The organism is Sorangium sp. So ce834 (assembly GCF_051521425.1).
GTDB classification, from domain to species: domain Bacteria; phylum Myxococcota_A; class Polyangia; order Polyangiales; family Polyangiaceae; genus Sorangium; species Sorangium cellulosum_D.
This window is the reverse complement of record NZ_CP150351.1, coordinates 12,928,930-12,951,667: the sequence shown is the minus strand read 5'-3', so window position 1 is coordinate 12,951,667 and position 22,738 is coordinate 12,928,930. Positions and strand designations below refer to the sequence as shown.

Below are 22,738 nucleotides of genomic sequence, written 5' to 3'. Positions count from 1 at the left end.
CCAGGCTACAGCACGCGGGCCACGACGAGCGTCATGTCGTCGTCGAGGGATCGCTCGCCGCGGAACCTCGAGACCGCCGCGACGATCGCGTCCCGCGCCTCCTCGGGCGCGTACGTGGCGACGCTCTGGAACAGCGCGCGCAGCCGCTTCTCGGTGAACTGCTCGCTCGACGCGTTCTCGCACTCGGTCACGCCGTCGGTGAACCAGAGGAGGGCGTCGCCGCCCTCCAGCTGCACGGTGCTCGACGCGTACTCGGCCGAGCTCGCCGCCCCGAGCGGCGAGCCGTGCGCGGTGAGCTGGCGGACAGTGTTGTTCCTCACGAGGTACGGGAACGGGTGGCCGGCGTTCGCGAGGGTCAGCGTGCGCGCCCCCGGATCGAAGATGCACGCCGCGCAGGTCATCAAGAACTTCTGCTTCCCCGCCTCGAAGATCGAGCAGTTCATGAGCCGGAGCAGCTGCGCGGCGCCGAGCTCCTCCCGCACGAACGTGCGCGCGACGTCGCACGCGGCCTTCGCCGCCCCGGTGATGATCGCCGACGAGATGCCGTGCCCGGTCACGTCGCCGATGACCGTGAGCAGCTTGCCGTCCGGCAGGTCGTGGAAGGTCCACCAGTCGCCGCCGCACTCCGCCGCGGGCTGGAAGTGGCTGGCGAGCCGCAGCGAGGGCCGCTCGATCACGTCGTCGCTCGGCACGAGCATCTGCTGGACGGCGCGCGCCACCTCGAGCTGCTTCTTCAGCGACGCCCGCTCGGCGGTGTCGTGGAGCAGCTGCACCAGCCGGTCGCCGAGCGCGACGAGCTGGACGCGGACCTCGTGGATCGCCTCGTCCGCGTCGCTCGCCGGGGGCGCGCCCGGGGCCTCGCCGCCCGGCGCCGCGCCGCTCAGGGAGAGGAGGTTGCCGAGCTTGGCCGCGAAGCGCCGCTTGGCCATCGAGATGGTCGAGTCGACGTCGAGCGGCCGCGCCGGCTCGACCTGCGAGCTCGCGGCGTCGTGGAAGATGGTCAGCGCGTCCCCGATCGCGACGACGACGCTGCGGAGGCGGTCCCGCTCGGCGAGCAGCTTGCGGTGGAGCGCGCCCATCTCGTTCGTGGAGAGGTCGAGCGAGCGGGTGAGCAGGCTCCGGTCGTCGGCGACGTGGCGGTAGTGCTCGCTGATGCGCGCGACGACCTTGTGCCAGGTCTCCCGGTCGGGCGGCTCGCTCAGGTCCTCGAGGCCGAGGCGACGGAGCTGCCGCGCGAGGAGCGGATCGATCTCAGCCATGGCGTCCGCCTCGGCCGGGCTCTGCTGCGCGCGCGGCGGGCCGGCGCGCTACCACCCGGTCCGCTCCAGCGTCTCCGCCGCCGGGGTGGTGGAGCGCTCGAAGAAGTGGATGGACGCCGGCAGGGAGCGGAACTCGCGCGGGTTCACGTCGAGGTCCCAGAACGACGTGACCAGGGTCGAGGAGGTGGGCGAGACGTCGATGACCAGCACCGCGCCGGCCGCGTAGATCTTGAGCATGCCGAGCCCGGCGCCGCCGCGCGAGGTGTCGAGCACGGCGGCGCGCGCCGCGTCCGCGCCGCGGGCGCTCAGGCCGCGCGTGATGCCCTCGAAGACGTGGTGGCGCCGGAGGCCGCCGAACGGATCGTGGGCCTGGAGCGCAATGTGGGCGCCGTCGGAGCCGAGCCGCAGCGTGGGGATCTCGTTCTCTTCGAGCACGATGTCGGACCGCCGGTCGTGCGTGTAGCGCGGGCGGCCGCGGCCATCGACGGGCGCGTCGTACATCGCGTTCATGAGCAGCTCGTGGGCGAGGGCGGCGAGCCGCTCGGCGACGCGCGCGGGGGCGCCGGCGCGCTCGGCCCAGTGCGCCACCTCGCCGACGGTGCGGTCCCGGTCCTCGCTCGTGCGGGGGCGCCATTTCACGATGGTGGCGCCCCAGGAGAGCAGGTCGGCGAGGCGGGGCGGGAGCGCGAGCGGCTTGAGGATGCGGCGGACGGCGAGCGCGATCTCCCACGGCCGGGGCATGGAGGCGAAGCTCGGCCAGCCGACGATGCTGGAGAGCCGCGGCTCCTTGAGGGCGGCCTGGAGGACCGCGTCGGTGCTGCCGGAGGTCCACACGATGAGGTGCATGCTCGGGTAGCGCTCGGCCGCCCACTCGAGCGCGAGGTCGAGGTCGGCGGCGTCGCAGCCGAGCAGCAGGGGCCGCTCGGAGAGCCGCGCGCGCAGCTCGGCCGGATCGCCGGCGACGGGCACGTCCTGCATGCCGGCCGCGGCCGACATGACGCGCGCGATCCGCTGGCCGACGACCCGGTTCCGCTCGAGCACGGCGATGGTCGCTTTCGGGGCTGAGTCGCTCAAGGGGGGCACCGCGGGGTGGTGGCCGGATTTGAACATGAAGGCGGGAAGGCGGGAAGAAAGATCAATGATCTTCCTGCCTTCCCGCCTTCATGTGAATCACTCCGGGGCAAATTGGGCCACCACCCACCGCGGGGTGGCCCTGGCAGCGGGGGCTGCGAGGGGAGGAGCAGGGGGATTACACCACGGATCCCGGGCGCGGCGAGAGGCCGGTCAGGGGCGCCATCGGCCGAGCGGCGCCTCGCCGCAGCCCCCGCCGGCGATCGCCGCGCGGCGGCGCATCGACGTAAGCCATCTTTCTTTCGGCCCACGAGGCCGTCGAGGTCGACTCGAGCACGGGCCCTTGTGTGCGAGGCGCAAGGCGCGCCATCGCCCGCGGTGTCGTGGCGAGCTCCGGATCTCGGCAAATCCGCGGTCGCCATGAACAGGAATCAGTCGCCATGAACAGGAATGAGCGCCCGATAGCGCGATGGGATCTCGGGCGCTCGACGCCTGTCGCCGCCAGCGATCTGCGCGTGAGCCGCTCACCCGATGAGACGATCATGAAATCTCTTACTTGCCCGGCAACGCGGGCCCCCATCACGTTTGGATTCACCGCGTGACGCGAGGAGTTTGAAAGGGCTTGCCATGATGACACATCTCACCACGGTGTTCGTGCTCGTCGGAGCGGCGATTCCGCTCGGCGTGGCCGCGCTCTCTTGCAGCTCGGCCGGCCGGAGCGAAGGGACAGAGCACATCGCCTCCGCCGAGGACGATCTGCCCCGCCGCCCGCGGTTCAGCGACTTCGACGCCCTCACGGAGCGAAACACAGACCAGCTGCTCCGGCGGGGCCGGGAGACCTTTCGATTCGACACCTTCGGCGACGAGCAGTTCTGGGGCGGCAAGCTGCGGTTGCACGAGAGCATCGCCAACGTGACGCCGGCTCAGGCGCTGGCGCTCGGGCTCAAGGTCGACGTGGACGCGCTCCCGCCGAGGCTGCGGGGCCAGATCGAGCGCGGCCAGGTGGACCTCGACGACGCAGCCGTCACGCTGCGCCTCCTGCGGCTCGACGCGATCCTCGGGGTGACGGGCTTCTTCGACGGCCGCGGCAGGCTCACCTCGATCGGCCTCCAGTGCGCCTTCTGCCACTCCACGGTCAACGACTCCGTGGCGCCGGGCATCGGCAAGCGCCTCGACGGCTGGGCCAACCGCGATCTGAACGTCGGCGCCATCGTCGCATCGGCCCCGACGTTGCAGCCGCTCGTCGACCTGCTGCCGAGGGTGCCCGCGGGCGTCACCGAGGAGGGCGTGAGGAACGTCCTCCTCAGCTGGGGGCCGGGCAAGTACGACGCCGAGCTGATCCTCGATGGCAAGGCGTTCCGGCCTGACGGGAAGCCCGCGGCGACCCTGCTCCCCAACGCCTTCGACATGGGTGGAATCAACGAGCACACCTGGACCGGCAACTGGGGCTCGGTCCCCTACTGGAACGCGTACGTCGCCGTGACCCAGATGCATGGGAAGGGGAATTTCTTCGATCCACGGCTCAACGACCCCGAGAAGTACCCGAACGCGGCGGCCACCGGGATCTGGAACGTGATCGTCGAACCCGAGGACGATCTCGTCACGTCGAAGCTCCCCGCGCTGCACTTCTACCAGCTCGCGCTCCCGGCGCCGAGGCCGGTGCCCGGCGTCGATTTCGACGAGGAGGCCGCCGAGCACGGCAAGAGGCTGTTCGTCGGCAAGGCGAAGTGCACGGACTGCCACAACAAGCCGCTCTGGACCGACGCCGGCTGGAACCTGCACACGCCCGAAGAGATGAGGATCGACGATTTCCAGGCGAACCGAGCGCCCGGCAACTCGTACAAGACGATGAACCTGGCGGCCCTCTTCGTCCGGGAGCGAGGGCTGTTCATGAAGCCGGCGAACAAGGGTCGCTTCTACCACGATGGCCGCTTCGCGACGCTGCTGGACGTCGTGCGGAGCTACGACGAGCGATTCGCGCTCGGGCTCGATCCCGACGAGAAGCGCGATCTCGTGGAGTACCTGAAGTCGCTCTGATCGATCCGGCGAGGGTGAAGGGCCATCGCGGTGATCGCGGAGCGGACGACTACTGCTTTCACGACAGCTGTGGCCCCCTCGGGGCGGCTCAACAGCGGGCCGGCGGCGCCTCGCCCCGCCGGCGCCGCTCGCCTCGCGCTGCTCGCGCTACTCGCAGGACCCGGTCTCGATGGAGTGAGGGCGCACCGACGTGTTCTGGATGCTGTTCGGGTCGGTCACCGCCACCTCGCGGCCCCAGCCGGTGAGCCCCGCGAACGTCCCGTCGGTCGTCATGTCGAACGGCCCGTCGTCCTTGCAGTCGTTGTTCTTGACGGCGCCCCACGACCAGGCGAGCCACCCCACCTCGAGCTCGACGCTCTTGGCGAGGAGCGTCTTGTAATCGAACGGGTGCTGGCCGCACTCGTACACGGCGTGATGCGCGAACTCCCCGACCATCAGAGGCAGGTTCAGCGCCACGGACTCGTTCAGCTCCTTCGTGATCGTGGCCCCGCTCCCGTCCGTCCACCACATGTGCACGCTGAGCATGATGTTCGGATCGTGCGCGACGAGCGCGGGGCCGACGGCCTGGAGCTGGTCGATGTTCTGCCCCCACTTGGAGGCGTCGATGATGAGCGGCACCGTGATGCCGGCGTCGCGCATCCTCGTGATGGCCTGCTTGTAGCCCGCCTCCCACGCCGCGTTGTCCACCTGGTCCCCGACCTCGTTGCCGATGTTGACGAGCAGATTCTGCTCGTGCTTCTTGATCACGGCGACGGTCTCCGGTTCCGTCCAGTAGTCGACCAGGCTCGGCAGGAGCTCCCATTTGCCCGTGGCGTCGTGCAGCTCGACGATGGGGATGAGCTTCTGCGCGAGCGCGTTCGTGATGGCCGTATCCAGGCCCGCCACGGACGTTTCGGTGTTCCACACGATCCGCACCGTGTTGGCGCCCGTCTTCGCGATCTCCGCGAACTCCGGCAGGCCGTCGGGGCCCGACGGCAGCCATACGACCATCTCGTTGATGCCCCGGAGCAGCACCTTCTCGCCGCAGCGGTCGTAGAGGAAGCGGCCGCGCACCGAGAACCCGGTCGACGGCTCGCCCCCTCCCCCGCCCCCGGCGCCCGTGCCCGAGGTGGCGCCGCTGCTTGTCGAGGCGCCGTCGCTCGTCGAGGCGCCGCCGCCGCCGGACGTGGTCGCCCCCCCGCCCGCGCCCGTCGTGCCCCCGCCCGAGCCCGTCGCGTCCTGCCCGGAGCCCTGCGGGTCGCCCGAGTCGTCGCCGCACCCCACGGCGAGGCCGAGCGCCACGAGGGCGGCTCCGGCCCAACCAGCCATCGACCGATGATTCATGTACATCATGTTATGACTTCCTCTCTCCTGATTGCAGCTGGCGCCCCAGCGGGCTGACCGACGCCGAGCGGGCGATGCCATCGAGTCATCTCGGCCGGAGCTCGGTGAGGACGAGCAGGTATTCCGGCGGGTTGTTCGGCGTCAGCTTGGCGTACGGGTCCTCCTTGGTCGGGAACCCGGTGAAGCGCTTCGTGTTGTACTCGCCCCAGGACGGGTTCTTGAAGAGCGGGATCACCGGCGCCGCCTGCACGAAGATCATCTGCAGCTCGTCGATGATGCGCTTCTGCTCGGCCGGGTCGATCGCGGCCTCGAACTCACGGAACAGCGGGTCCGCCTCCTTCGCGCCGAAGCGGTGCCAGTTGCGGGCGGAGATCTCGCCCGCCGGCTTCACCAGCTCCGCGCTCATGAGATCGCGGTAGAAATTGTAGGGGGTGGGCTCGACGGTGGTCCAGCCCATCGACATGTCGAACGTGCCCTTCTGGAGCGCCTCGAAGAACGCGCTGAAGTCGTACGTCTTGAGGGTAGCGTCGATGCCCAGCTGCTTCAGGTTCTGCGCGATGATCTGGACCGCGCGGACCCAGTCCGACCAGCCCGTGACGACGTTGATCTCGAAGCGCATCGGCTTTCCGTCCTTCGCCCGGATCCCGTCCGCGCCCTTCGCGTAGCCGGCCTCGTCGAGGAGCTGGTTCGCCCTGGTCACGTCGAGCTTCACCCAGTCGCCCGCCGCCGCCGCCTTCTCGTTGCGGAAGCGGTTGTAGGAGTCGTCGAGGCCGGTCGCGTCCGCGGGCTGCGTGTAGTTGTTCGCCGCGATCTTGACGATCTGCGCCCGGTCGATGCCCATGCTGATCGCCTTGCGCACGCGCACGTCGTCGAACGGCTTCTTCGTCGTGTTCGGGTACAGCGTGGCCGTGCCGCCGACGAGCGGGAACCAGTAATGATGGTTCGCCGGATCCTTGGCGACGAAGACCTTGTCGATGTCGGGGACGAAGGCGCCTGCCCAGTCGATCTCCCCGTTCGTGAGCGCGAGGCTGATCGGGTCGTTGCCGGGGTAGGCCGGGAAGCGCAGCCCGTCGACCGCCGGCTTGCCCGCCTGCCAGTAGTTCGGGTTCTTGCCGAGCTCGTACACCTGGTTCTGGAAGACCTTCACCTCGGTGAACGGCCCTGTCGCCACGGGGTTCTCGTTCGCGTACGTGACCGGGTCGGCGACGTCCTTCCACGTGTGCTCCGGCACGATCGGCTGGTGCCCGATGTAGCTGAGCCCCGGCACGTAGGGCCGCTTCAGCGTGAACTCGACCGTCGCGCCGTCCTTCGCCGCCACGGCGTCGATGAACTTCCACACCCCCGAGAGATCGAGCGCCGGGTGCTTCTTCAGGAGCTCGAACGTGAACGCCACGTCCTTCGCGGAGAACGGCTGTCCGTCCGACCACTGGACCTTGGGGCGGATCGTGAACGTGAGCTTCTTGTTCCCGTCGCTCCACGCGTAGCTCGTCGCGAGCCACGGCGTGTACTCGCTCTTCATCGTGTTGTAGATGAGCATCGGCTCGTAGATGCCGGCGACGGTCGGGAACCGCACGTTCCCCTCGGCGAGCAGCGGGTTGAAGTTCCGCACCCAGGAAGCCTGCTGTTCCCGCGAGATCGTGACCATCGCGGCGCCCTTGGCCGCGGGCTTCGGCGCGGGCGCCGCTGACCCCTCCGGAGCGCCGCGAGCCGCCCCGGCGCCTTCCTTGTCCTTGGAAGAGCAGCCCGCGGCGGCGCTGGCGGACAGCATCAGCGCCGACAGGAAGAAGATGCGACGCGGCATCGGTCCAGCCTTCATGACAAGCCTCTCCGCGCGGGTGACCCCGGGTTCCCGCGACGATTCGTTCCCGTGACAGCACGCGGCGCCGTGACGCGGCATACAAGAAAGAAAGTGGATCGTACGAGATCCCGGATGCCGTGCTCGACGTCGCATGGATCGCTGTACCGGTTAAGTGGTTGGATGTCAACGGACAGGGCTGGCCGTCGTCGCGCGCTCCGTCGCCGCCGTCCGACGCGGGGCAGCGGGCGGGGCGCGCGCCCGCGCGCCCTCGCCGCGCGGGCCTGGATCAGGCTCAGCCGCGCGCTGGCCCGGCCGCGGCCCGCGGCGGGGCTCCGTGGCCTCCGGGAGCCCCCCGCCGCCGGGCCGACCGTCGCCGGGGTCGGCGGCGCTGCCGGGCCACCGTGAGGCGCCGCGAGCTCCGCGTGCGGGGGCGGCCGGGCTGCGGAAAGGCGAAGCGCTCCCCGCCGAGGGTCGTGGCCCGCGCGCGCCTTCGCGCCCGCGAGAGGCCATGGCGACGGGATGCACAGGATGCATGACAGACATGCATCCTTCGATTTGGAAAATGTGTTTACAATGATCCAGATGTCCGTCGAGTCTACGCTGGGCGCCGCGTGCCCGCGGGCGAGCCGGCTCGCCGCGATGGGCCGCTCACGCCATGCGCGCGGGGCCCAGCACCTCCGAGAAAGGCAGTATGTTGGACAACAGCATCTCGTCGACGCACGTCACGTCTCGCCGCGCTCGGGGCGCCGCCCGTCACGGCCACGCTCTGGCCCTCTTGCTCCTCGGCGCCCTCGGCCCCGCCGTCGGGTGCTCCGACGACGAGCTCGCGCTCGAGACCCCGGTCGAGGCCACCGCTCAGGAGCTCACGAGCATCCCCACGATCCCGGACGAAGCTCTCCAGAAGACCCTGGCGCCCCTCCGCGCCCTCGAGGTGCCTGGCAGGGTCTACATGAAGTCCGTCGAGGAGACCTTCACCGGCTCCGGGACCTTCTCGCAGGTCGTTCACGTCTATCAACCGGACGCGACCGGAGAGACGATCCGGTTCGAGCTCGCCGCGAAGACGAGCGCGGGGCAGGTGGACACGAGCCACAGGTTCGAGTCCGTCAAGGTCACCTCGCGCCCAGGCGAGCCGGACCAGACCCAGCAAACGCAGCCGAACGCCAGCGGCCAGCGCGTGTACGACGTCCCCGGCTCACGCCAGGGCTGGTATCGCTTCGAGCTCACGTACGTCGCCCCGAACGCGGGCCGCACCCTGAGCTTCAGGGCCTACGACGCCTCCGGGAACTCCTTGAAGATCGTGTGGGTCGACCCCCCGAGCGCCGCCGCGCAGGTCCGCGCCAGGGTCGCGGTCGACAGCTCGGCGTCCCCGGTGTTCCTCAAGGGAGGCGCCTACCGGAACACCGATCCCAGCCAGTTCGCCTATGCCGACAACGTGAAGGTGAACGGGAACCTGCTCTATCGCCGCGGGTTCGATCAGGGCCAGTACAACTTCCCGCTCGGGCAGCTGAACGCGGCGGAGCATACGCTCGAGTTCTCGCTGGCCGCCAGCGGCTACAACCCCGCCAAGTTCTGGTTCGGGGTCAGCGAGAAGGGCTTCGCACCGGCGGCCGCCAAGACGAGCTGGGACCGGGTCCAGTTCCTCTACCAGGGCGCGATGCGCACGGGCGACTACGACGCCTGGCGCGAGGGCGTGGCCTTCGCGCAGGGCGCCACGGTCACGAACGGCGTCCGCCCGCCGCCCGTCCGCCGCGGCACGACGTTCTCGGTGGCCGTCGAGGACTCGAGCCTGAACGGGACCCAGAACGCGACGGTGCGGATCATCTCGGACGCCACGGGCGCCGAGGTGCCCTGGGCCAAGTCGCTGCCGGCCGACGGCGACTACCGGGGCGGGATCTTCGCGAACGGCGCGTTCTCCAGCCGGAACCGCGAGCACTGGCGGATCACCGTTCCGAGCGACGCGCCCGTCGGACGCTACGTTGCGCGCGCCTTCTCCCCCTCGGGCGCCCGCATCGGGCAGGACGTCGTGTTTTACGTGATCCACAACCCCTACCCGCTCGTCGCCAGCGGCGCCATTTCCAAGGCTGAGCTCGAGACGTATGGCTACGACGAGGACGAGGACGGCGTCAACTTGAACGGTGGGTACGGCAGCGATCAAGACAACATCCGCGACCACTTCACGGTGCTCTACGAGTGGTCGCCGCCGTATGACGTGCAGCGGAAGCTCACCGCGGCGTTCCGCCGGACGACGGACGAGTCGAAGTTCTCGTTCCTCGATCACGCGGTGGCCGCGGCGCAGGGGACCACGAGCGAGTTCGAGACCATGCGCCGGCTGTATCGCCTCGTCACGCAGCGTTACCGGTACAGTCAGGCGACCAACCTGGGCGACGTGTCGACCATCTTCCTGAGCGACGGGCTGGATCCCGCCGAATCGCTCCAGTACGCGAAGCCGGGCTCCCAGCTCGGCTGGGAGGACGGGATCGGGGGCGTCCAGTGCTACGACTACGCGCCGGTCCTGGCGGCCATCGCCCGCAGCGCGGGTGTCCTCTCCCGGGTCGTGTCCAGCGACGGCAACCTCGGCGGCTGGGGGAACCATTTCTTCACGGAGGCGTACATCCCGAGCGTGCCCCTGCACGGCGGCAAGACGCAGAACAGCAGCTCGGCCCCGAACAGCGACACAGATCCCTGGTACGCCTTCGACGCCACCAACCCGGACGCGTCGGGCAGCACCCCGTATCAATACCTCTGGGAGCGCTACTCGGAGGGGATCGCGCCGCGGGCGCAGTACGGCAGGGCGGCGTTCGTGCTCTCGGGATACAAGCCCCGCGGCACGACGACGAACACCGTCACCTGGGATCCGCTGGGCCCCACGGACGACATCGGCGCGGACGACGTCCTCTCCCTGCAGGCCGCGTACGAGTCCGGGCCGGACTTCTGGCTGACGCAGAGCGGCGTCACGGGCTATCTCGGGCGCGGCGAGAAGGACGTCTATCGCATCAGCAAGGCGACCACCGGGGCGAGGGCGGTCTCCGTCAGCACGGTGCCGGGCGGCGGGAGCACCCTGCAGCCGGTGCTCTGCGTGGGGCCTTACGTCGATCCCAACGGCCCGCCCGCCGAGAACGAGCCCGGGATGCCGCCCAGGTGGAACGTGTCGGTGCCGGCGCGCTGCGAGGATCGGGCGACGACGTATCCCCTTCCCGAGGGGGAGTCGTACGTGGTCGTCTTCCACGACCACGGTCAGCCGGATGACGCGTATCCCGACTCGGAAAACAGGCTCAAGCTGGGAGATTCGGTCCAGTACGTGCTGGAGCTCCAGTACTGAACCTGCCGAAGCCCTCCGAGCGGAGGAGCTCGACCTAGCGGCCTCGCTGAGATCGTCGAACGAGAACGAGGGCTCCAAGATCATGGGGCGACGGTCACCTTGGGTCATGAATTTCATGAAAGGATTTGTTCTATGGGTCACATTCTCGGACGACTGGCGAGCCTGAGCGTCGCGGCGGTGTTCTTGGCCGGGTGCGGCGAGGCGGGAGAGAGCTCCGACGAGATCACCGTGGAGGATCTGGGGGAAGGAGTCCTGCGGCTGCACGGGATCGGGGAGTCCAGCCTGAGCTCGGAGATCCCCGACGGAACACCTGGCGAAGAAGCCGGCAAGGCAGGCGTCGCCGCCAGGGCGCGCGATTGCGTCTACGTGGAGTGGTGCAATGAGCCGGGCAGGCGCGGCACGATTTGCCGAGCGCGGCCGGAATGCGGCTGCAGCGGCGTGATCGAATGCAATGAGGAGGTGCGCGCCATCTGCGGCGGCTTCGTGGATCCCGCCTACTTCCTGTGCCCGGGTCAGCCCTGATCCGAGCCCAGGGCGTTGACCTGACGAAGCGGTGCCGCGCGCTGCCAGACGTCGCTCCCGTCGTGTACGGCAGCGTCACGGGCTTCCTCGCACGCGGCGAGTAAGGACGTGGATCCCATCAGCGAGGCGGCCACCGGGGCAACGTCGGTCTCCGTCAGGACGCTGCCAGGCGGCGGGAACGCCCTGCAGCCGGAGCTCTGGGTGGGGCCCTGCGTCGACCCCAGCGCCCCCGCCCGTCCTGCGCGAGCCCGGTTGGCCGCGCTGCGGCACCGGCCGGGGTGTGCGGCCGGCGGCCGGCGGCCGCTGTCGGGCCCGGGCGCGGGCGCTCGGGCGATCTCCGTGAGCGCGGGGCGGTCCGTGCTACCGCAGAGACGAGGTTCCGTGCAGCGCTCGCCGGGCTCATCAGCGTCTGCTTGACAGAATCCCCCCGCGGCCCCAGACAGATCTTCTCAGATGATGATGAAGACCAGCCTGCCCGTCGTGCTCTTGACAGCCCTCGCCTTCGCAACCGCCGGTTGCGATAGCGCCAGCAGCCGCGGGCCGTCCAAGGAGCGGTGGGCGACCACCGAGAACACGAACGTCGAGCTCGACTTCGATAAGGTCAACGAGGCCTACAAGACGGCCGAGGGGCCTGAGGACTTCGAGCGGCGCGTCAACGAGATCTACCAGGGGAGCGAGGTCATCAGCGTCGCCGTCCAGGACCTGGACGCCAAGACGCAGGTCGTCACCGGGTTCTTCGACAAGAACAGCGACGGCACCGTGCAGGACCCTGAGAAGGTGTTCACCATCCGCCGCGACGTCTCGGGCGAAGGGGCCGCGCAGATCCAGACGTCCGGGTTCGGCCACTACGCCTACTACAGCTCGCCGGTGATGAGCCTTGCGTCCGGCATGCTCCTCGGCGCCATGGTGTCGTCGGCGCTGCGCCCGAATTACGTGCCGGTGTACACGCAGCCGTACACCACGCCGCCGAACCGCGCGCCGGATCTGCGGTCCCACCGCGACACCTACCGCGCCTCGAACCCGTCCGGCGTCGACCACAGCAAGTCGTCGCAGACCGGTCGGCGCTACAACAACGTCGGCAGCAGCCGCTTCGGCAGCGGCAAGTCCGGCGCCGGATCACGCTTCGGCGTCCGCCGCGGCGAGCGCGGCCGCAGGCCCGAGCGCCTCGTCGCGTAGCCGCGCAGCAGCGCGCCGCCTGCCGCGATGCAGCCCCTGCGCAGCATCTCCGAGCTCCCGTTCCGCTGCCGTCCCGCGCTGGAGCTGCTGAACCTCGAGCAGCACCGCGACGAGCCGGACGTGGAGTCCACGCAGTTCGGCTGGTGCCGGGTGGACGCGCTCTGGCTGGACGGCCGCGCGGACCGGGCGCCGGTCCGCGTGACCGACGCGCTCGTCGTGGCGGTGCACGCCGCGGACGAGCCGGAGGAGCTGGCGGACGACGTGGAGCTCGAGTTCTTCGTCGAGGAGGTCGCCAAGGACTACTCGGTGACGGTGCTGCTGTCGGCGTTCCTCGAGCGCTGGCTGCCGACCGCGTTCTCGGGCGAGCGCGCCATCGTGCTCGCCATGTGCAACCCCCACGCCGCGCGCATCCGGCGGCCGGAGGCGGCGGGGCGCACCCCCGTGCATTACGCCCACGGCGACGTCGACGCGTGGCTCGACACCGACGCAGACGGGCGCCGGCACATCCGCCTCGAGGCGGAGGCCTGGCGCATCGCGGAGTGAGAGGCGGAGTCAGATGATGTTCGATGGACGCAGACAGCCGATCGTGTCGCGCGAGCAGAAGCTGGTCTATGCCGGCATCTACGTGCTGAAGAAGATGGACCTGAAGCCCGCCGACGGAGGCATGGAGTTTCCTCTCGTGCTGCCGTCGGCGCTGAGCCCGCTGGAGGACGTCCTGCAGGAGCTCGTGAATGCGGATCTCGTCGAGGTCAACCGCCGCAAGGCGCGGTTCGAGATCACGAAGAAGGGGCTGGCCTACCTCGGCGAGATCATCGACGAGGCGGAGGCGCTGGTCGACGAGTTCGACGACGAGTCGCTCGAGGACGCGGTGGCCGAGCTGCGTGGGCGAAACGTGGACGTGCTGCGGGCCCGGTTCCTGTGGGGCTGGTACGACGGCGAGCTGGACGACCTGGTGCTGTTCCAGCAGCGCCGGGGGGTGACGCCGGTGGAGCCGTGGTGGGCGGATTATCTGATGAGCGATGCGTTTTATGAGGCGCTGAGGAGCGATTACGAGTGAGCGGCTGCGCCGCCGCGGTGCCTGGGTTCTCGCAGGTCTCCACACCGCGCCTGCGCGAGCAGGCGAGACCCCGCACCTGCGCGAGCAGGCGAGACGTCTCGACGCCATGGCGCCGCTGCCGATCACGAGGTTGATAGAGGTTGGCGACCGACCGAGGTCGGGGCGGGGAGATGCCGCGACGACGGCTTCGAATGTCCTGGTCGCAGCGCTGCGTCTGTCGGCGGAGGACCGAGCCGCCGTGGCAGCCGCGCTGATCCAGAGCCTCGACGAGCCCGAGCAGACGACCGAGGAGGTCGAGGCTGCGTGGGCCGAGGAGATCCAGCAACGTCTCGCCGACGTCGATGCCGAGGTCGTCACGCCGGTCCCTTGGCCGGAAGCCCGGCGCCGCATCCTGGCGGCTGCGAACGGCCGTCGTGAAGCTCCTTGAGGTCCTGCCAGCCGCGCTCGCGGAAGCCGAGGAGGCTGCGTCGTGGTACGCGGAACGGGATCCACGCGTAGCGGCGCGGTTCGCCGAAGAGATCGAGGCGGCATTGAACCGAATCTCGGAGGCGCCGGACCGCTGGCCCTCTTACCGTCACGGTACGCGTCGGGTTCGTTTGACACGCTTTCCCTATCTCGTCGTGTACCGAGAGGAACCAACGCGCATTCTTGTGGTGGCCATCCCACACGCAGAACAGAAGCCGGACTACTGGAGTAAAGGGGTGATGGGAGTGCCACATGCTCTCCCATCAAGCTCCGCTCGTCGGACGTCCAGTGACGCTCCAACCCAGGTTGGGCACTCGACGTCGTAGCGACAGGCCGGCTGCCGCCGGGGCTCCACCAGCCCCCGCGGTTCGCGAGGCCGCGAGCCGCCTTGGCGCCGCCACCCGGGCCGTCCCTGTCCCTGATCAGCTCCGCGCGAGCGAGCTCGTCGCGCACGAGGCCGCAAGCGACGTCCCTGCGCGCGCCCGATAGCCGAACGCGGCGCCCCCTCGAGGTTTACGCGACGGCCCTCGCGATGAGGTCGGCGGCCACGGCCGTTCCATCCCCCGCCACGGTGCCCGCGATCGCGCCCGCGCGAGCAGCGACCTGCTCATCGAGGGCGCCCCCCAGCGCCGCCCGGAGCGACTCCGCGCTCAACGCCCCACGCGCCACCGACGTCCCGATCCCGAGCGCCCGCACGCGCGAAGCCCAATACGGCTGATCCGAGAACATCGGCACGATCACCTGCGGCACCCCCGCGCGCGCCGCGGTCGTGGTCGTCCCCGCCCCGCCGTGGTGCACCACCGCGGCGATCCTCGGGAACAGCGCCTGCTGGTTGACGTCGCCGATCGCGATGCAGTCGGCGGCGTCGTCGACCAGATCGAGCTCGGCCCACCCCTGCGACAGGACGACGCGGCGCCCCGCAGCCCGCACGGCCTCGACGACGCTCCGGCCGGTCTGCGGGTCCACAGGCATGCTGCCGAAGCCGACGTAGACGGGCGGCTCGCCCGCGGCGAGGAACGCTTCCAGCTCGGGGACCAGCGGCGTCTTGTCGAGAAGGAGCCAGGCTCCCATCTGCGCGACCTCCAGGCCGGGCGTCGCCGGCAGCGGCCCGAGGACCGGGTCCGCCGCGAGCCACGGATCCTTGCCCAGGATGTGGCTGAAGGCGTCGCTCAGCGGACCCAGCCCCAGTCGCTCCCGATGCTCGTTGAGCCGCTCGAGAACCCGCTCGTTCCAGCTCCGCGATTCGTCCTGCCAGCGTCGCAGGTTGGATTCCGGGTCGCCCCCAGTCACCCCGCCGGGCGCATGATCCGGCGACGGCAGGGCCACCGGCGCGTACAGGGCGACCACGGACGGGATGCCCAGCCGTTCCGCGATGGACCGCGCGGCGTACTGGTGCGCTCCGCCGGCCACGATCGCGTCGCATCCCTCGGCGGCTGCCGCGGTCGCGTCGAACTGGTCCCTCACGAGGTGCGCGACGAGCGCGCGGACCTGCTCCGGCGTCGGTATCGCGGCCTGCGCGGCGGCGGCCCCGCTCGGCGCACGCATCGCGATGCCGATCGGGCTCGCCGTGAAGCCCATGCCGGCCACCCAGTCGATGAAGTTCGGCGGAATGCACAGCCGCACGTCGTGCCCCCGACGACGCATCTCGGCGGCCAGGGCCACCACGGGTTGCACGTCACCGCGCGTCCCCACTCCCGTCAGCAATACCCGCATCGTCTCTCTCCCTTTCACCACGCGCGCCGCGTGGATGACGGAAGACGAAATGGCACCGCAGATGCGATTTTTCATCGTATTATCGCCCGAGCTCCGGTATACATGCTGAAGCGGGAGGCGGGGGAAGACGCCCGCGACGCGGGTCATCCGTTCAGGCCGAAACGGCCGGTGGATCTCGCGCGAACCAGTACGCTTCCCCTCGTTGGCGCGCTCTCGTCGGCTTCATGCACGGCGAGAGCGTTGAGGACCGTGGTAGGTTCTTCGAGTGGGCGTTGATTTCACCGCATTGCTCGACCACTCGCTCTCCTGGGACGAGCTCTATCACCTTCCGGAGCTGCTGGATGCGCGGCTCGGCTGTCCTGCAGCAGCGCTCGATGTCCACCTCGACCTGGATGACGCGCCTCGTCCGTGGCGCTGGGACCGAGACCCACTTTACAGCAACGTCGCCGAGGAGCTGTTCGAGGAAGGACACCTTTCGCTGTCTGGTCCCGGCGGCTTCTCCGCGACTGTCTTCCGGACGGGCCTCGAGCTCACGCATCCCGCGCGATGGTGGTCATTCGTGTTCGAACCCCACGTTCGCGAGGGTCTTCGCGCGGCTGCCCGCGCCATGGCGACGATCCTTCGGAGCACGACGATCATCTACGCTCCAGACAGCTCCCATCCGACATCTGAGGGCTCCGACCTCTTGTTCGACGGCGCCTCCTTTGGAGATGTGCTGCGCTGGTTCGCCGAGCGGATCGGCCCTCCAGCGTCGGGTCCACAGGAGCTGGCTGGCGCGGAGGAGGAGACGAGCGAGATGGGCTACCTCGTCGAGCGCGTGTCGGGCTAGCGCTTCCTGCGGGACGCGCGGACGCCCGAAAGCGCCCCCGTCAGCCGCTCCGCCAGGTCGCCCCTCGGCTCCGCCCGCACGTGCTCCAGCCCCAGCCACGCGGCCATCGTCCGCAGCTCGCCCGCCAGCCGCTCCGGCGTCTGCGCGCCCGCCGATGGCTCGGCGTGGCTCGCCTGCACCATCAGCACGCCCGCCTTGCGATCGGCCTTCAGGTCCACCCGCGCGGTGATCGCGTCGCCCTCGAGGAACGGCAGCACGTAGTAGCCGTGGGTCCGCTTCGCTGCAGGGGTGTAGATCTCGAGCCGCACCCGCACGCCGAACATCCGCTCGGTGCGCTCGCGGAACCAGATCAGGTTGTCGAACGGCGAGAGCAGCGCGCAGGCCTCGATCCGCCGCGGCCGCCGGGCGGCGGGATCGAGGAAGGCCGGCTCCCGCCAGCCCGTCACGCCCACGGGGAGCAGCTCACCGGCTTCGACGAGCTCGGCGACCCGCGCCTTCGTCTCGGCGACCCCCATGCGGAAATAGTCCCGCAGGTCCCGCTCGGTCGCCACGCCCATGGCCCGGGCGGCGATGCGGATCAGCGCGCGCTGGGCGTCCTCGCGCGCGGGCGTCGGCGCCTCGAGCACCGCCCTGGGCAGCACCTTCTCCGGCAGGCCGTACACCCTCTCGAAGGTCCCCCGCCGCGTGGCGGTCGTCAGCTCGCCGGTCCAGAACAGGCACTCGGCCGCCCGCTTGGCGTCGCTCCAGCCCCACCAGCCGCCCGCCCCCTTCGCGCCGACCTCGAGCTCGGAGGCCGCCAGCGGCCCGCGCTCGCGGATCTGCGCCAGCGCCCGGTCCACCACCGGCCGGTGCTCGCGCAGGAAGCGCGCCACGCCCTTCCAAACGCCCACCCCGTCGCGCGCATCGGCCATCCGCCAGCGCAGCAGCGGTTGGGTGGCGAGCGGCAGCAGCGAGGCCTCGTGCGCCCAGTACTCGAGCAGCGGCCGCTTCCTCGCCCAGGCGAGCTCCTCCAGCATCGGCCGCGGATAGGCCCCCAGCCGCGAGAAGGCCGGCAGGTAATGCGTGCGCGAGACCACGTTGACGCTGTCGATCTGCACCACGCCCAGCCGCTCGATCAGCCGGGTCAGCTGTTGCTTCGTCGCCGCCGGCCCGGGCCGCTCCGCCCGGAAGCGCTGCGCCGCCAGCGCGATGCGCCGGGCCTCCGCCGCCGACAAGGTATCCTTCATCCGCGCCTTCCGTCCGTTCGGGCCCGCACCATAGAGCCCGAGCAAAGAAAGTACAACGCTGCGGCGCGCGCAATGGCCGGCTTCTGTTATCAGCAGGACGGTGGCAAGTTGGGCCAAAGGCCGTCGGCGGCGCGCGAGGCGGAGCCGCGCGGCGTCTCGCGAACGGTTCAAGATGCCACGAAAAGTGCGGCCTACGGGAGGGCTGGTGCTGAACCCGCCTGCGGCGCGGCAGCGCACCGCCGAGCCGTCGGGCGAATCAACCACATCGAGGGGTTTCCAGCATGGGGATGTTTGACTGGTACACGCCGGCACCGCAGCTCGCTTGCCCCAGGTGTGGGACCACGCTCGACGGCTGGCAGGGAAAGGACGGTCCCTGCGGCCTGTTCGAATGGGTGCAGGGGATGCGTTCACCACCACGGCAACACGTCGACGAGGAGTGTGCCATTCCGGCTTGCGACCGGGAGCGCTTCCGGTTGCCCGCGCGTTTCGAGATCTATACCGAGTGCGAGCGCTGCCGCGCTTGGATCGAAGCCGAGGGATCGTGTGAGGGGGACGTGTGGACTCGCATCGAGCTCGTCGAGCGCCCCGACTGACGTCGGGGTGGGCAAGCCACGGTGGGTTGTTCCAATGTGCTCCACCTCCTCCTCCCAGCTCGGCGTGCGTGTCGGCGGTGGCCGGCCCGGTGACCACGAGCTGGCTGTAGAAGCTGCAGCCCTGCGTGCCGAGGGTCAGCGTGCCCCGCAGCGCGCGGTCCATCGCCTCGTCCTCGCCGGGCAGGAGCGGCCGCGCGCAGCGCGGCAGATCGAGGCCAGCGGGACCGCGCGAAGGAATTGCAACCCCCCCCGGGATCGAGCCGGGGCGAGCCAGGTTGAGCCCCGGTCCTCCCGAGCCTATGGCCTGCCGCAGCCGCTCCGCACGCCCGGCCGGCTGGCGTATGCTCGGCGGATGGCACGTACCGCCCCGGTTCCGAACATCCCTGCCATCCCCGGCATGAACCCCGGCGTCTTCGTGATGGGGGGCGGCGGCAGTGGCGGGGGCTCCGGCGGTCGTGGCGGCAACGGCGCGGGCGACGGCCAGGGCGGCAACGGCAGCAGCGGAGGCAACGGCGCGGACGGCGGCGGCAAGGGCGCCGGCTCGTGCGGCACCGGCTCGACCGACGGCGGTGGATGCCCCAACCATCATGGCTCCGGCACGAGCGGCAGGATGTCGCGCGGTGATCCCGTCGACGTGGTGACCGGGCGCGTCTTCACCGTGCCGGCCGTCGACGTCGCCTTTCCCGGCCCTCTGCCGCTCGTCATCGAGCGCACGTACTCGAGCGGCGCGCGCGACCGCGATGTCGGCATCGGGTTCGGGTGGACCCACTCGCTCGCGTGGCAGCTCCTTCTCCGCCGCGGATCGGTCCGTATCCGCTCGTTCGACGGCATCGAGCACGACATCGGCAAGGTGCCCCCCGGGACGGGGATCATCGGCCCTCACGGCTGGATCGTCCACCGCGAAGGCACCGGGTTCCGGCTCGCTCTCCCCGATGGGCAGCACCTGATCTTCGGCGAGCGCGTCGCCTCCGACGAGGGCGAGCGGTACCTGGTGACGGTTATCGGCGACCGAGCACAGAACCGGATCGTCCTCGCCTACGATCGCGGTCTTCTCGTCGAGGCGACGGACGCCTCGGGGCGCGTCGTCCGCGTGCTGCGCGGGCGGGACGGCCGGATCGCCGCCTTTGAAGCAAAGAACACCGTCGTCCAGGGGAGGTGGGTCGCGTTCGCCCGATACACCTACGACCCACAAGGCAGGCTCATCCAGGTAGAGGACGCCGACGGACACGTCACGCGGTACACGTACGACCAGAACAATCGGCTGACGTCAACCACGGACCCAACTGAACTCATGTTCTCTTTTCGATACGATGGCGAAAGCCGATGCATCGAGACGTGGGGCGAGTACCCGGGCAAGGCAGATCCGAGCCTGACTGACGACGTCCCTGCGATGCTCGCCGATCACGTCACCAGGGCCAAGGGGATCCTGCACATCAAGCTCGAGTACTCAGGGGACGGCTACTGCGAGGTCGTCGACTCGGTGGCTCTACACCGGTACTTTGGCAACGCGCACGGGCTGGTTGACAAGGCGGTGACGCCGCTCGGCGTCTTCGACCGCACCTATGACCGGCGAGGCTTTCTCGCCTCGTTCACCGATCCCCTCGGGGCGCGGACGACCTGGAAGCGCGACGTCCTGGGGCGCGAGCTGGAGGTCGTGGACCCGCTTGGCCGTCGCACCGTGATCGAGCGCGACGCGACAGGCGAAATCACCGCGGTCATCGGACCGGACGGGGAGACTACCCGCGTCGATCGCGCCGGTGACACCCTGTTCCGGACCGATCCGATCAGCGCCACCTGCTCGGTTCGCTTCGATCCGCGAGGTCTGCCCATCGAGGTCCGCTGGCCCGATGGCAGGGGGCTCGTCTTCCGCCGCGACGCGCAGGGCAACGTCGTCGAGCACATCGATCAGGCTGGCGCGCAAACGCGGGCGCGCTACGACGCATGGGGCCGGTGCGTCGAGATCTGGGATGCGCGCGGCGGGCGGACGGCCTTCACCTACTCTGACGGCGGACGCCTCCTGTCCGTGACCTCTCCGGACGGTTCGGTCGAGCGCTACGCCTACGACGGCGCCGGCAACCTCGTGAGCATCACCGAGCCCGACGGTCAGATGACGCGAATGTACTATGGAGGGCTTCACAAGCCCGTTCGCATCGAGCGGCCGAACGGCGAAGTGACCGAGCTGAAGTACAACCGCGAAGGATGGCTCATGCGTATCACGAACGGCCGGGGCGAGCGGCACAGCTACGAGAGGAACCTCGCCGGGCTCATCGTCGGCGAGCGCACGTTCGACGGCCGCGTGCTGCAGTACGGCTACGACGCGTTGGGCAGGATGGTGTGGTCCAGGAACGGGCAAGGCGAGCGCAGCGAGTACGAACGTGATCTCGCGGGGCAGCTCACGAGACGCACCTTCGACGATGGGACAGAGGAATCCTTCGAGTACAATGGGCGCGGTGAGATCGTCTGCGCCGTAAACGCCGCGGGTCGCTTCACGTTCAACAGAAACGAACGAGGATGGATCGTCGCGGAGACACAGGACGTCGCGGGCGCTCCTGTCACGGTGCACGTCGATCATCGGATCACCGGGGAGATTGCCGCCCGCCGCACCTCGCTCGGCCATACGGCGCAGTGGTCGTACGACTTCGTGCGCCAGCAAGTCGCGCTCTTCCTCGACGGCCAGGCCGAGGCCGTGTCCGTCCGCGACTCTACGGGACGTGAGCTGACGCGCTCGCTCAAGGGTGGAGCGCGGATCGACATGGCGTACGACGCGTTCGGGCGCCTCGCTGAACGGCGGATCGTGGCGAGCGCGCCCGGCGCCGCAGGCAGGGACCTCTCCCTGGAGCCCGCCTGGATCGGGCGATTGCCGCCGGGGACGGTGTACGTCGAGGGGCGCCGGTACGCGCCGACCGGCCTCCTCCAGGAACATTGGACAGCACGCGGTGGAAGCATGCAGTACGCGTACGACCCGGTCGGCCAGCTCGCCCAGGTGCTCCGCGACAGGCGTGAGGTGGCCTCGTACCGGTATGACCTCGCGGGCAACCTACACGACGTCACGCCCGGGGCCCCCCCACGCTCGTACGCAACCGGCGGTCGGATTCAGCGCGCTGGGAGCGCCGAGTTCACGTGGGACGATGACGGTCGCCTCATCATGAGACGCAGGCGCTCGGCTTCAGGCGAGGAGGAGGTCACGAGGTATCGCTGGTCAGCGTCGGGCATGCTGGCGAGGGTCGAACGCCCCGACGGCCAGATCGTCGCATTCGAGTACGATCCGTTTGGCCGGCGCGTCGCCAAGCGGCTCCTGGCCCGCGCGGCGGACGGCTCCGAGCGGGAGCTAGAGGCGACGCGCTTCGTCTGGGATGGCGGGGCGCTCGTGCACGAGATTCGACGCAGAGCCGACGCCGCGGGCAACCCGATCGTCGACGAGCGAACGTACGTATTCGAGCACGGCAGGACCGTCCCTGTCGCGCACCGCGAAGCGCACGCCGAGGGCGGGACACGCACCGTGTCGGCGTGGTGGCATTACCTGAACGACGACTTGGGCGCGCCCGAGATACTCGTCGGATCGGATGGGCAGATCGGCTGCGAGCTCGCGCGCGACCCATGGGGCTCCGCGACGGCGCTGGAAGGCGCTCAGACGAGCACGCCGCTGCGCTTCCGGGGGCAATACGCGGACGAGGAGACCGGGCTCTCATACAACAGGTATCGCTATTACGATCCAGAGCTCGGCCGGTACATCAGCGCAGATCCTTTAGGGATCGAGGGCGGCCTCAACGTGTTCGCGTACGCGGCGAACTGCCCGACCTCGGCGGTCGACGTCGAGGGGCTGATGTACTCGGTCATCAAGGACAGAGCCGGCAACATCGTCGCCGATGGTCATAATCAGAACACGGGTCGGCCCCTTCCGCCGTCGCACAGCGCCGTTCCTGACGGCAAACCTTGCGCCGAGCGCTCGGCGCTCACCAACCTGGCGCATCGGCTAGGCCCTGGCGCCACCAAAGCGGACATCGCCAGGCTTTTCCAGGAGGAAGGCTACACGTTGGAGACGTACGAAGGCAACGCGGACAATTACAAGCGTGGAAAGCGAGTCGCAGCCAATCCCTGCCCTGCCTGCAAGGCGATGCTGAAAGAGATGGGGATCTTTCACACGTCTGTCCAGGGGCACCCTCCGACCAGACCTGGGAAAACCGCTCCCTGGAACGGGGAGTCGACCTACAATCCTGCAACGGCGAAGATTTTCAACGGATCACGATGAACACACGTACGTGCGCGGAGGGGGCGGAGAGGGCCGACGACTCGACTGGCGGTCCGGCGCTTGCTGCGAGGCGCGGTGCACTCGACTCCTTGCGCGGTCCG

The 22,738-nt window shown here is 69.7% G+C and carries 17 protein-coding genes; 11 read left to right on the top strand and 6 right to left on the bottom strand.

The features are described from left to right. Positions 1–5: 5 nt before the first annotated feature. Together WMF20_RS47380 and WMF20_RS47375 are read right to left on the bottom strand one after the other, a co-directional pair. Entirely contained in the window at positions 6–1,259 is a 1,254-nt protein-coding gene (locus WMF20_RS47380; protein ID WP_437608345.1) for a PP2C family protein-serine/threonine phosphatase, read from the bottom strand. Between the two features lie 48 nt (positions 1,260–1,307). Further along, positions 1,308–2,333 carry a hypothetical protein gene (locus WMF20_RS47375; RefSeq protein ID WP_437608343.1) on the bottom strand — a complete coding sequence of 342 codons (1,026 nt, stop codon included), beginning with the start codon at positions 2,331–2,333 and terminating at the stop codon, positions 1,308–1,310. Between the two features lie 624 nt (positions 2,334–2,957). Between WMF20_RS47375 and WMF20_RS47370 the strand changes: the two genes are divergently transcribed. Next, entirely contained in the window at positions 2,958–4,367 is a 1,410-nt protein-coding gene (locus tag WMF20_RS47370) for a hypothetical protein (protein ID WP_437608341.1), read from the top strand. A gap of 147 nt (positions 4,368–4,514) precedes the next feature. Here the strand turns inward: WMF20_RS47370 and WMF20_RS47365 are convergent, their stop codons facing one another. Next, positions 4,515–5,675 carry a cellulase family glycosylhydrolase gene (locus WMF20_RS47365; protein ID WP_437608339.1) on the bottom strand — a complete coding sequence of 387 codons (1,161 nt, stop codon included), beginning with the start codon at positions 5,673–5,675 and terminating at the stop codon, positions 4,515–4,517. A gap of 100 nt (positions 5,676–5,775) precedes the next feature. Then, positions 5,776–7,491 carry an ABC transporter substrate-binding protein gene (locus WMF20_RS47360; RefSeq protein ID WP_437608337.1) on the bottom strand — a complete coding sequence of 572 codons (1,716 nt, stop codon included), beginning with the start codon at positions 7,489–7,491 and terminating at the stop codon, positions 5,776–5,778. 688 nt (positions 7,492–8,179) lie between these two features. Here WMF20_RS47360 and WMF20_RS47355 point away from each other — a divergent pair. From WMF20_RS47355 to WMF20_RS47325, 7 genes are all read left to right on the top strand, one after another. Next, positions 8,180–10,807: a transglutaminase-like domain-containing protein gene (locus WMF20_RS47355; protein ID WP_437608335.1), complete on the top strand. Its 2,628-nt coding sequence runs from the start codon at positions 8,180–8,182 to the stop codon at positions 10,805–10,807. 132 nt (positions 10,808–10,939) lie between these two features. Further along, entirely contained in the window at positions 10,940–11,329 is a 390-nt protein-coding gene (locus WMF20_RS47350) for a hypothetical protein (RefSeq protein ID WP_437608333.1), read from the top strand. A 453-nt stretch (positions 11,330–11,782) separates the two neighbouring features. Beyond that, positions 11,783–12,505, top strand: coding sequence for a hypothetical protein (locus WMF20_RS47345; RefSeq protein ID WP_437608331.1), 723 nt, complete (start codon positions 11,783–11,785; stop codon positions 12,503–12,505). A gap of 27 nt (positions 12,506–12,532) precedes the next feature. Continuing rightward, entirely contained in the window at positions 12,533–13,048 is a 516-nt protein-coding gene (locus tag WMF20_RS47340) for a hypothetical protein (protein ID WP_437608329.1), read from the top strand. A 13-nt stretch (positions 13,049–13,061) separates the two neighbouring features. After that, on the top strand, positions 13,062–13,562 hold the full coding sequence (locus WMF20_RS47335; RefSeq protein ID WP_237244753.1) for a hypothetical protein: 501 nt from the start codon (positions 13,062–13,064) through the stop codon (positions 13,560–13,562). Positions 13,563–13,668: 106 nt separating this feature from the next. Then, positions 13,669–13,989: an addiction module protein gene (locus WMF20_RS47330; protein WP_437608327.1), complete on the top strand. Its 321-nt coding sequence runs from the start codon at positions 13,669–13,671 to the stop codon at positions 13,987–13,989. Continuing rightward, complete coding sequence (locus tag WMF20_RS47325) at positions 13,904–14,353, top strand: type II toxin-antitoxin system RelE/ParE family toxin (protein WP_437608325.1); 450 nt, start codon at positions 13,904–13,906, stop codon at positions 14,351–14,353. The genes WMF20_RS47330 and WMF20_RS47325 overlap by 86 nt, the downstream gene beginning before the upstream one ends. A gap of 187 nt (positions 14,354–14,540) precedes the next feature. On the opposite strand, the gene WMF20_RS47320 is transcribed toward WMF20_RS47325, so the two are convergent. Next, entirely contained in the window at positions 14,541–15,740 is a 1,200-nt protein-coding gene (locus WMF20_RS47320; RefSeq protein ID WP_437617241.1) for a glycosyltransferase, read from the bottom strand. Positions 15,741–16,005: 265 nt separating this feature from the next. Here WMF20_RS47320 and WMF20_RS47315 point away from each other — a divergent pair, with 265 nt between their 5' ends. Next, a complete protein-coding gene (locus WMF20_RS47315) occupies positions 16,006–16,569 on the top strand; it encodes a hypothetical protein (protein ID WP_437608323.1) in 564 nt (187 codons plus the stop codon). Here the strand turns inward: WMF20_RS47315 and WMF20_RS47310 are convergent. Further along, on the bottom strand, positions 16,566–17,795 hold the full coding sequence (locus WMF20_RS47310; protein ID WP_437608321.1) for a winged helix-turn-helix domain-containing protein: 1,230 nt from the start codon (positions 17,793–17,795) through the stop codon (positions 16,566–16,568). The two genes, WMF20_RS47315 and WMF20_RS47310, sit on opposite strands and share 4 nt — an antisense overlap. Before the next feature lie 281 nt (positions 17,796–18,076). Here WMF20_RS47310 and WMF20_RS47305 point away from each other — a divergent pair, with 281 nt between their 5' ends. Next, a complete protein-coding gene (locus tag WMF20_RS47305; protein WP_437608319.1) occupies positions 18,077–18,388 on the top strand; it encodes a hypothetical protein in 312 nt (103 codons plus the stop codon). Positions 18,389–18,740: 352 nt separating this feature from the next. Beyond that, entirely contained in the window at positions 18,741–22,637 is a 3,897-nt protein-coding gene (locus tag WMF20_RS47300) for an RHS repeat-associated core domain-containing protein (protein ID WP_437608317.1), read from the top strand. Positions 22,638–22,738 lie beyond the last annotated feature (101 nt).

Coding starts and splice junctions, on each gene's coding strand:
- WMF20_RS47380 (WP_437608345.1), bottom strand. CDS start 1,259: ATGGCTGAGATCGATCCGCTCCTCGCGCGGCAGCTCCGTCGCCTCGGC.
- WMF20_RS47370 (WP_437608341.1), top strand. CDS start 2,958: ATGATGACACATCTCACCACGGTGTTCGTGCTCGTCGGAGCGGCGATT.
- WMF20_RS47365 (WP_437608339.1), bottom strand. CDS start 5,675: ATGGCTGGTTGGGCCGGAGCCGCCCTCGTGGCGCTCGGCCTCGCCGTG.
- WMF20_RS47360 (WP_437608337.1), bottom strand. CDS start 7,491: ATGCCGCGTCGCATCTTCTTCCTGTCGGCGCTGATGCTGTCCGCCAGC.
- WMF20_RS47355 (WP_437608335.1), top strand. CDS start 8,180: ATGTTGGACAACAGCATCTCGTCGACGCACGTCACGTCTCGCCGCGCT.
- WMF20_RS47350 (WP_437608333.1), top strand. CDS start 10,940: ATGGGTCACATTCTCGGACGACTGGCGAGCCTGAGCGTCGCGGCGGTG.
- WMF20_RS47345 (WP_437608331.1), top strand. CDS start 11,783: ATGATGATGAAGACCAGCCTGCCCGTCGTGCTCTTGACAGCCCTCGCC.
- WMF20_RS47340 (WP_437608329.1), top strand. CDS start 12,533: ATGCAGCCCCTGCGCAGCATCTCCGAGCTCCCGTTCCGCTGCCGTCCC.
- WMF20_RS47335 (WP_237244753.1), top strand. CDS start 13,062: ATGATGTTCGATGGACGCAGACAGCCGATCGTGTCGCGCGAGCAGAAG.
- WMF20_RS47330 (WP_437608327.1), top strand. CDS start 13,669: ATGGCGCCGCTGCCGATCACGAGGTTGATAGAGGTTGGCGACCGACCG.
- WMF20_RS47325 (WP_437608325.1), top strand. CDS start 13,904: ATGCCGAGGTCGTCACGCCGGTCCCTTGGCCGGAAGCCCGGCGCCGCA.
- WMF20_RS47320 (WP_437617241.1), bottom strand. CDS start 15,740: ATGCGGGTATTGCTGACGGGAGTGGGGACGCGCGGTGACGTGCAACCC.
- WMF20_RS47310 (WP_437608321.1), bottom strand. CDS start 17,795: ATGAAGGATACCTTGTCGGCGGCGGAGGCCCGGCGCATCGCGCTGGCG.
- WMF20_RS47305 (WP_437608319.1), top strand. CDS start 18,077: ATGGGGATGTTTGACTGGTACACGCCGGCACCGCAGCTCGCTTGCCCC.
- WMF20_RS47300 (WP_437608317.1), top strand. CDS start 18,741: ATGGCACGTACCGCCCCGGTTCCGAACATCCCTGCCATCCCCGGCATG.